The organism is Polaromonas sp. P3_C2, from assembly GCF_056402675.1.
Window position 1 is genome coordinate 1 of the sequence record NZ_JBFUGX010000632.1, and the last position, 2384, is coordinate 2384.

Annotated in this window: 3 protein-coding genes; all 3 read right to left on the reverse strand. The window is 61.9% G+C overall.

What is annotated here, in order from left to right; genetic code table 11:
* Nucleotides 1–645 (reverse strand): ABC transporter permease (locus AC1DWI_RS20000; protein ID WP_477725555.1); only part of this gene is annotated, 645 nt, incomplete at its 3' end.
* Nucleotides 646–684: 39 nt separating this feature from the next.
* Entirely contained in the window at nt 685–1938 is a 1254-nt protein-coding gene (locus AC1DWI_RS20005; RefSeq protein ID WP_477667817.1) for an ABC transporter permease, read from the reverse strand.
* Between the two features lie 20 nt (nt 1939–1958).
* Nucleotides 1959–2384 (reverse strand): extracellular solute-binding protein (locus AC1DWI_RS20010; protein ID WP_477725556.1); only part of this gene is annotated, 426 nt, incomplete at its 5' end.

Below are 2384 nucleotides of genomic sequence, written 5' to 3' on the forward strand. Positions count from 1 at the left end.
AAACGAGGTGGCAAATGCAAACAGCGCGCCCGAGATGACACCCGGAGCGATGACGGGCAGGGTGATTCTGAAAAACGTCCGCAACGGGGTCTCGCCAAGGCTGAGCGACGCGCGCACCAGGTTGTGGTTAAAGCCTGCGAGCGTTGCGAGCACGGTGGTCAGCACAAAAGGCGCACCCAGCGCGGCATGCACCACGATCAGCCCGAAGTAGCTGTCGGCAAGGCCCAGCGGGGCGAAATACAGGTAGGTGGCCACGCCGACAACGACGATGGGGACAACCATAGGCGCGATGAGGATGCCCATGAGAAGGCTCTTGAACCGGAAGTTGGTTCTGGACAGGCCGACAGCTGCCAAAGTACCCAGCGCGGTGGCGATCAGTGTTGCAGCGGGGGCCACGATGAAACTGTTTTTGGCAGCCCTGGCCCATTCAGGCGAATCCAGCAGGTTGCGATACCACTTCAGCGACCAGCCCGGGATGGGGTAACTCAGAAAGGAGCTGTCGGAGAAAGACAGCGGCACCATGACCAGGATGGGCGCCAGCAAAAAAGCCAGAATGGCAACGCAGGCGGCGCGCACCAGCCACCAGCCGGCCTTGTCTGCCAGGGTGGCATAGCGGGGAAAGGCGGGCCCTTTGATTTTGAGCATGATGAATTGGCGTCTGCGTCTGTAAAAGAAAATGGGATGTCAACCGATGCTGAGTTCGGCCTTGCCGATGCGCCGGTAAACGCTGTAAAGAACCATGGTGGCCGTCAGCAACACCGCACCCAGCGCACAGGCCATGCCCCAATTGACTTCGACGTTGGTGTAGCGGGCGATGTAGTAGCTCAGCATCTGGTCATCCGCACCGCCGAGCAGGGCGGGGGTGACGTAATAGCCGATCGACAGGATGAACACCAGCAACGCGCCTGCGCTGATGCCGGGATAGGTCTGCGGCACATACACCCGAAAGAAGGCAGACAGGGGTGCGCTGCCCAGCGACACAGCGGCCCGCACGTAGGTTGCCGGCACATTCTTCATCACGCTGTAAAGCGGCAGGATCATGAAGGGCAGCAGGATGTGCACCATGGCAATCACCACGCCTGCGCGGTTGAACAGCAGCGGCAGGGGGCTGTCTATGAGGCCGATACCCATCAGCCCCCGGTTGACCAGGCCTTCTGATTGCAGCAGGACGATCCAGGCCGCCACGCGCACCAGAATCGATGTCCAGAAAGGCACCAGCACCAGGATCATCAGCAGGTTGGCCTTGCGCGCCGGCAACGAGGCCAGCCACCAGGCCAAGGGGTAGCCCAGCGCCAGGCAAAAAACGGTGACCAGAAAACTGATCTGAAAGGTGCGCAGCAAAATGGCGCCGAAAGCGCGCTGGTCCGGCGGCATGCGTTCCACCTCGCCCTTGCTGTCGCGTCGCAAGTCCACCGATGCCAGCAGATAGTCGGGCGTCCAGCGGGAACTGTTTTTGGCAATCGCTTGCCAGAAGAGGGGCTCTGCCCAGCGTGGGTCGAGCTGGAGCAGCCTGGCCTGTATTTCTTCAGGCGAGCCCGTGACAGGCAGCGCGCGATAGGTCCCCATGACAAGGGAGCGCGCACCCGGCACTTCGGAGTTGAGGCGACGTGCCAGTGCGCCGGCATCCGAACTGTCAGAAAGATGGCCCAGGTCTTCCACCAGTGCTGCGTAACTTGCAGGGCTGGGGGGTGTCTGGGCGTTCCAGTCCTTGAGGCTTTGCGCCGTCCGGGGCAGCGCCCTCGCCACCTCCGGATTTTCAACGGCGCGTTGCAACAGGGCCGCAATCGGCACCAGCAAGGTCAGCAGCAAAAACACCAGCAAGGGCACTGTGAGTGCAAAGGCGCGCCATTTTCGACGAGCGTCTGCGCGCGACAGCGCCTGACGCAATGTGACGGCGTCATTGCCCTCAAGGGCGCCCTGGCTGGTGATGCTGCTCATGGGGTGCTTGCTCCGTCGGCTTATTGCGTGGCCCAGGCGGCAAAGCGTTTTTCAAGCGCCTCGCCCTGGTCGGCCCAGAAACCAACATTCATCTGGATGGCTTCTTTGGCATTGGCCGGCGACGTTGGCAGATCGTCCAGCACCTTCTTGTCGAGCTTGGCCAAAGCCTGGTTGTTGACGGGGCCGTAGGCAATGTTCTGGGCATAGACGGCCTGGGTGGCGGGCTGGCTGGCAAAGGCGATGAATTTCATCGATGCGTCCTTGTTGGGTGCGCCTTTGGGAATGACCCAATAGTCCAGGTCGTAGATGCCGCCGGGCCAGTAGATCTTCAGGTTGCGGCCTTCACGGTTGGCGGCGTCGATGCGGCCGTTGTAAACGGTGCTGAGGGCGACGTCACCGGCCACGAGGAACTGGGCGGGCTGGGCGCCGGCTTCCCACCACTGGAT